We start from the raw sequence: 6516 nt of genomic DNA on the forward strand, positions 1-6516 counted from the left end.
AAATTATGAGTAAGAAGAAATTTAACATTGCAATTATCGGACTCGGCTTTGGGGCTGAATTTATTCCGATTTACCAAAAGCACAAATTGGCCAATATGTATGCCATTTGTCAGAGAAATAAAGAAAAGGCTGAAGAGATCGGTAAAGCTTTTGGGATAGAAAAAGTATATACGGATTATGATGAGTTATTAAAGGATCCGGAAATTGATGCAGTTCATATTAATACGCCTATTCAAAACCATGCGGAACAATCCCTAAAGGCACTTAGAGCTGGAAAGCATGTGGCTTGTACCGTACCTATGGCTACCACAGTAGAGGAATGTAAGGCAATTGTCGAGGAAGTTCAACGTACCGGATTGACTTACATGATGATGGAAACGGTGATTTATAGTCGTGAATTCCTGTTTGTGAAGGAAATGTATGAGAAAGGTGAACTAGGTAAAATTCAGTTTTTGAGAGCTTCTCATCAACAGGAAATGGCTGGTTGGCCTGGCTATTGGGAAGGCCTCCCTCCTATGCACTATGCGACGCACTGTGTGGGACCAGTCTTGGCGTTACCAAAAGCTCAGGCTGAGTATGTTTCTTGTTTAGGTTCAGGAAGAATTGATGAAAACTTGATTCCAAAATATGGTTCTCCTTTCGCTATTGAAACCTGTCATATTAAGTTTAAAGATTCAGATTTAGCGGCAGAGGTAACTAGATCCCTATTCAATACGGCAAGACAATATAGAGAGAGTTTTGATGTCTATGGTTCCAAAAAATCTTTTGAATGGACGCTTATCGAACATGAAGATTCTGTCATTCACACTGGTGAAACTCCAGAGAGGGTAAAAATACCTGACTATGCGCATTTACTTCCGGAAGAAATTGCTTCTTTCACGACTGCTGGAGTTTATGATAGTGACGATAACCAGCACCTTTCATTCATTCAAGGTTCAGGACATGGCGGTTCTCACCCTCATTTAGTGAATGAATTCTTAAATGCTTTGGCAGAAGAAAGAGCTCCATACCCAGATGCAAAACAGTCAGCCAATATTACTTGCGTGGGTATTTTGGCTCATGAATCAGCAATGGCCGGTGGAAAAATCATTCATTTACCGGAATTTACCCTGAGCTAAGGAAATAACTTTTACATGGGAAATAGGTTGTATATACTATTTCCCATTTATCAGAAAATCTGTAGCTAAATATAAATAATCCATCAATTGGAAGAGAGTTTATTCAAATTCACTATTTGAATGCTAATACAATAATAGAATGAAAATTACAATCTTATCAAAGTCAGCAATGGTAATACTGGCTGCACTTTTAGTTGCCTGTGGTGCTGAGAATAAAGAAGAAAAGGCAGTGGTAGTGGAAAAAGAAACTCCAATTGTAAAAGAGGCTCCCAAAGAGCCAGAACCTCCAGTTTCTGAACCTCAAGTGGAAGAAGTGGAAGAAGAAGCTGTAGTAAGTGAGGCTAGCAAAACAATTTCTGGCGAAGATAAAATTGCCAATTCAGATTGTCTTTCCTGCCACATGAAAGAAAGACAAGTGGTAGGACCTGCATTTCTGGATATCGCTGCTGAATATGAAAACAATGATGCCAATGTCGCCAAGCTTGCCACAAAAGTCATCGAAGGAGGAGCTGGTGTTTGGGGTGAAACTGCTATGCCACCACATCCAACTCTAAGTGAAGAGGATGCTAAGGACATGGTAAAATATATCTTGGGTCTTAGCTAAAAAGATCCAGGTAAATCCCAATAATGAGTAATTCACCTAGCTGATAAGAAACCACTATAAAAGTTGGTATTTAAATAGAAAAAGAGGCAATAATTATTGCCTCTTTTTTTTTACTTCATTTTCGTTCCAATGGCATCAAACATTCCCATCAGATCCCCTTTTGCTGTTTCATCATCCACTTTCTTCAAGTTAAGAGTAACATCGTACCCACTAATATTGAATGCAGCATACAGGGCATCATCTGTAATTTTTACTGAAGACATCTTTTTCTCTTCAGCTACCCCTTCTTCAGTAAAATAGCCAGTAGTGACCTCATCTACCGTTTCAAATCTCATGGGAATGATTGCACTACCTTGAGGAGTATCTTTAATTAACACTTCCCACTTTCCTTCGTAATACTTAGGACTTAGGTTGGACGGCGCAAAAGCGAAACTCATCATTATCAGAATTAACAAACTACTTAAAAAAGTTACTCTAATTTTCATGGTTGTATGGGTTATTGTTTATAATTAGTACAATAAGAAAAAAATACTTGATTCATCATATAGTTAGTGAATAAAAATTAGTTTGAGACTAAAGATTGAGACCACATCGAAACGAAAAACCTATGATTTCCTTTAAAACTCCCCTCCTTGTCTTATTCCTTTTGGTATCTGTAAGGTTGTCCGCCCAGCAATACCAAAAAGACCTTCCCATCAGGAATTCACTCAATTACGGAAAGTCTGTCGCTGTTTTTGGCGGATCTGTTTCAGTAATCCCTCCAAGTGACGTTGCCAAAGATCTTTGGAAAGAGCGATTGGGAATGTCAGTGACCAATTATGGTGTGGGAGGAGCTGGTTTTTCTTCTCTACAAGGGAAATCCCTGCAGCAACAGATAGATGAAGCTGGTGTTTTTGATATCTATATTCTTTGGGCCTCAACCAATGATTATACGAATAACAGAGCCATCGGAACTTACACAGACTATACAGAATTTGATGATTTCGATGAGAAAAAACTTGTGACACAAGCTGGAGGCATCAATTATTGCATCAAAAAAATCTATGAATTAAATCCTCAGGCCACGATTTACTTTTTCACTTCAAGCAAGGCCTTTAACAACCGAGGTGGTTATGATCCTTTTGATGAAAACGGAATGGTGAAATATGTAGAAATTCAGAAACAAATCTGTGAATTGCATGGCATTCCATACTTGGATCAGTTTACATTGGGTGGATACAACATCTATAATCAGGATCAATATTACCGAGACCCTATTCATATGAATGAGGCTGGCTATAAAAAATTAGGAGCACTTCAGGTAGCTTTTCTGGCCTTTCCAGAATAAGTGTTGTGTACAAAAAAAAGAGAGGCTTTTGTTGAAGCCTCTCTTTTAAACTATCTAGCATACAGAATTAAACTTCGCATAGACCAAGGTTTCTCTCCTGTTTCTGCGCTTTCAATTTTTATAAACCTTACGTTTTCTGAAGATTTCCATCTTGCATTGTTCAAACCTGGATGGCCGGTTTCTTTGGCAACTTCATTCCAGCTTTGCCCATCTTTTGAAATAGAAACCGTATATCCAATCGGGAATTCTTCTTTACTTGCACTAAATTGAATTTCAGCAAGCTGATGCTCATCTGGTAATTCAACTTGATACCACATTCCTGGTTTTTGGGATTCTTCCGTTTTCCATCCTTTATATCCAAATGCATAAGAAGGATCTCTGGTAGAGCCTACTCCTTGCAGGGCTGTACTACTAGCTGTAGCAATCCAATTATCTTGAGGAGCTAGCGCTTTTGGTACCTCACGGATCAATTCGTCAAAGGTGTAATTTGAATCTCTCTCTTTGGTTTCCTCTCGAATTTGAGCCACATATTCAGGGGTAATAAAACTACCTTCATTACCGAAATCATTTCTAATATAAGATAACACAGATGCAATGTACTCGTCATCATTCATATTCATGGCAATCATAACCCCTTCATATTCTTTTCCTTCCAAATCACCTGTAAGACCATGCAAAAGAGTCTTAACCGCATATTCAGGATGACCTTGGATTCGCTGTGAACCAGAAAATGCAGGAGCAATCAATCCATCTCCAGCAGGAGACCCTAATCCTTTGGGGCCATGGCAAGTGGAACAATAACTATCAAAAATGGATTTTCCTTTTGTAAACAATGCCATTTCCTCCGGTGCATATTTTATGGAAGCAGCTTTTTTAGCTTCCTCTATTTTCTCCAGAATTTGAGTAGAAACCAATTGTACTCCTTGAGCTTGGTTAGAAGTGAAGGTAAACTTCATCAAGTTTTCCACTTGGTCAATTTTCAAAATGTAGGCACTAAACAAAGCCTGAATCACCACATTTGGATCGGATGATTTTGCCATTTCTTGGTAATCAGAAGCCAAACTCTTTTCTCCATACTTATAGAGCGTCTCACTGGCTTTCAATGCTTGAATCTGGATGTTTGGGTTAGGGTCTTTCATCAGTGCTCTTACCAAACTTAAGTCCAAGGAATTAAGACCTTCTAAGGTCCAAAGTGCATGAATCCTAGCCAACTCATTGTTGGAAGTTTTAGCCATATTCTCCAAATCTCCCACAATGGATTTATCTTGGTTCAAAATCATGATTTGCTGGGCCTGGTCTCTCCACCATCCATTTGGATTTTCTAGGTGTCTCACCAACTCCGCAGAGCTTTCTTCATACATTCTTGGCTTTTCCGTATTTCTAGGCATTCCCTCATAGGTTAAGCGCCAGATTCTACCATTTCCAATCACATCATCCATTTGATACTGTTGGATTTTAGTCCTCAGGTAGCTTCCCTCCTGCGTCCAGTTTCCTTCTTGAATAATCCCTCTGTACATGTCAACAATGTACAAGGTCCCATCAGGGGCAGTGGCCATATCAACTGGTCTGAATAAAGGATCTGTGGATTGGATAAACTCTGATTTTGAATCTATGTAACTATTTTGAATATAAGTCAATCCCTCTACATTTTCAGAATTGACTTGTCTGACGATTCTACCCACTGGCTCTCCATAAAAATATTGTCCAACCAATTCTTGTGGAAGTCTATCTCCTCTATAAACATCACTACCCGCGGCTCCAGTTACATTATTCAAAGACCCATCAGGGTTTGCTTCTTTCATTCCAGGTTGGAAGTCTGCTAATTTGATTAGGCTATAAGGAATCCGGAAACCATCTTTCCATTGACCTTTCACGCTAAAGTTTCCATAAGCAATGGGAAACTGGAACCCTTGTGGCACTCCTCCGGCACCATCTTGAAACCATAGCTTCCCATAGTTATCCTGGGTTACTCCCCATTGTCCCCAAGGATTTCCGCTTGGTTCCTGGATCACCCCATCTGGGGTCCAACGAATTCTTTTTGAATTATAAGTACTGTACATCCAGTTGTCCAATGCCCAGGTAAGAAAGCTGGTCTGATGCTCTACATTCCCTGATCGGCCCAATCCTGAGGCAAAAAGCTCTTTCTTATCTGCCTTTCCATCTCCGTCTACATCTGTAAACTTGTATACATGATCTTCATTGGATTCCATGGATAAGATTGCATTGGGACCGAATGGAACCACATATCTTGGGAAAACCAAGCTATCCAAAAAAACCACCCCTGTTTCATATACTCCGTCATTGTCTGTGTCTTCCCATCTGGAAATTCGGGAAGTTGGCATCAATTCACCATTCGCATCAATGTCCTGCATATACGTTCGAAGTTCCAACACATACATTCTTCCGTTTCCATCAAATTGGATCGCGGCAGGTTCCCTGATTTGTGGCTCTGATAAAACTGGATCCATATGATATCCTGGTTTCAACACAAATGATTTCTTTTCCTCATTGGCAGACACCGGAACAACGGGAGCAGTAGGTGTAAGATCTATCCCTCTCCAGGTAGGAGATTCCAAATCTATTCCTTCAGGAAGCGATACTTCAGGAAATGGAGGCTCCAGACGTTTAGGATCCATGGATTCAGAAGGAGAAACATCAAATGGAGATCTCTCAGGTTCACAAGCTGAAAAAACTATGATGGAGAAACTGGCAAATAATGCCGATTTAGTAAAGAAATTCATGAACTATAAAGGGGTGTGTAATACATTGAAATATACAAACTCTTAATGCGTGTACAAATTATAGGATTATTGTCTGAAAGACCTTACCGAAAAAGTAAAATCATCTTATGAAAGAAAAAAAACTAGAAATGATTATAAATGGGCCATCTTTGATTTTGGAAATGGAATCAGAAAAATAAAGGCTTCTCTAAACCAATATAAAACAAAAAAACCACTCGGATTAGCGAGTGGTTTTTGTCGTTTCAGAGCCTCCTATCGGGATCGCCCGCGATAGCTATCGGGGCAATGACCTACTGAGTTGCATCAGTATAATGCTCTACCAACTTTCGGCTGATTTCTGGATACTTTTGAAGGTCTTCTAAATATTTCCTTTTTCTCGCTCTTTTGATATGCAATTCGATGTTCACTGCTTGTTTCCTTGATGAACAAGCAATTTTATGGACTACTTTCCAATCCTTAATTCCATGAGTGTGTGAATTTTTGAAATAATCTGAATTGTGTTGAAAAAGTCGCTCTTCTAGATTTTCAGTCTGCCCAATGTAATAACGGTCCTTGGAACCTGAATAAAGGATATAAACAAAAAATAATACTGCCATTTAACCAATATAAAACAAAAAAACCACTCGGATTAGCGAGTGGTTTTTGTCGTTTCAGAGCCTCCTATCGGGATCGCCCGCGATAGCTATCGGGGCAATGACCTACTGAGTTGCATCAGTATAATGCTCT

General features: G+C 39.3%; 6 protein-coding genes. 3 read left to right on the forward strand and 3 right to left on the reverse strand.

The window, feature by feature from the left end; all coding sequences use genetic code 11:
- Positions 1 to 5 precede the first annotated feature (5 nt).
- Together JYB62_RS04570 and JYB62_RS04575 are read left to right on the forward strand one after the other, a co-directional pair.
- Positions 6 to 1118 (forward strand): Gfo/Idh/MocA family protein, encoded by a 1113-nt coding sequence (locus JYB62_RS04570; protein ID WP_205644242.1) that lies wholly within the window; start codon positions 6 to 8, stop codon positions 1116 to 1118.
- A 139-nt stretch (positions 1119 to 1257) separates the two neighbouring features.
- Entirely contained in the window at positions 1258 to 1722 is a 465-nt protein-coding gene (locus tag JYB62_RS04575) for a c-type cytochrome (RefSeq protein WP_243431440.1), read from the forward strand.
- A gap of 110 nt (positions 1723 to 1832) precedes the next feature.
- Here JYB62_RS04575 and JYB62_RS04580 read toward each other — a convergent pair whose 3' ends face one another.
- Positions 1833 to 2207 (reverse strand): hypothetical protein, encoded by a 375-nt coding sequence (locus tag JYB62_RS04580; protein WP_205644243.1) that lies wholly within the window; start codon positions 2205 to 2207, stop codon positions 1833 to 1835.
- 122 nt (positions 2208 to 2329) lie between these two features.
- Here JYB62_RS04580 and JYB62_RS04585 point away from each other — a divergent pair, with 122 nt between their 5' ends.
- Positions 2330 to 3049: an SGNH/GDSL hydrolase family protein gene (locus JYB62_RS04585; RefSeq protein WP_205644244.1), complete on the forward strand. Its 720-nt coding sequence runs from the start codon at positions 2330 to 2332 to the stop codon at positions 3047 to 3049.
- A gap of 50 nt (positions 3050 to 3099) precedes the next feature.
- On the opposite strand, the gene JYB62_RS04590 is transcribed toward JYB62_RS04585, so the two are convergent.
- Positions 3100 to 5790, reverse strand: a complete 2691-nt coding sequence (locus JYB62_RS04590) for a DUF7133 domain-containing protein (protein WP_205644245.1) — start codon at positions 5788 to 5790, stop codon at positions 3100 to 3102.
- A gap of 290 nt (positions 5791 to 6080) precedes the next feature.
- Positions 6081 to 6386, reverse strand: coding sequence for a GIY-YIG nuclease family protein (locus JYB62_RS04595; RefSeq protein ID WP_205644246.1), 306 nt, complete (start codon positions 6384 to 6386; stop codon positions 6081 to 6083).
- Between the last annotated feature and the right edge of the window lie 130 nt (positions 6387 to 6516).

Origin of the sequence: Algoriphagus lutimaris (assembly GCF_017051705.1) — a bacterium.
GTDB lineage: Bacteria > Bacteroidota > Bacteroidia > Cytophagales > Cyclobacteriaceae > Algoriphagus > Algoriphagus lutimaris.

What these genes read in the sequence shown, in the direction of transcription:
- JYB62_RS04570 (WP_205644242.1), top strand. Translation starts at nt 6, where the DNA reads ATGAGTAAGAAGAAATTTAACATTGCAATTATCGGACTCGGCTTTGGG.
- JYB62_RS04575 (WP_243431440.1), top strand. Translation starts at nt 1,258, where the DNA reads ATGAAAATTACAATCTTATCAAAGTCAGCAATGGTAATACTGGCTGCA.
- JYB62_RS04580 (WP_205644243.1), bottom strand. Translation starts at nt 2,207, where the DNA reads ATGAAAATTAGAGTAACTTTTTTAAGTAGTTTGTTAATTCTGATAATG.
- JYB62_RS04585 (WP_205644244.1), top strand. Translation starts at nt 2,330, where the DNA reads ATGATTTCCTTTAAAACTCCCCTCCTTGTCTTATTCCTTTTGGTATCT.
- JYB62_RS04590 (WP_205644245.1), bottom strand. Translation starts at nt 5,790, where the DNA reads ATGAATTTCTTTACTAAATCGGCATTATTTGCCAGTTTCTCCATCATA.
- JYB62_RS04595 (WP_205644246.1), bottom strand. Translation starts at nt 6,386, where the DNA reads ATGGCAGTATTATTTTTTGTTTATATCCTTTATTCAGGTTCCAAGGAC.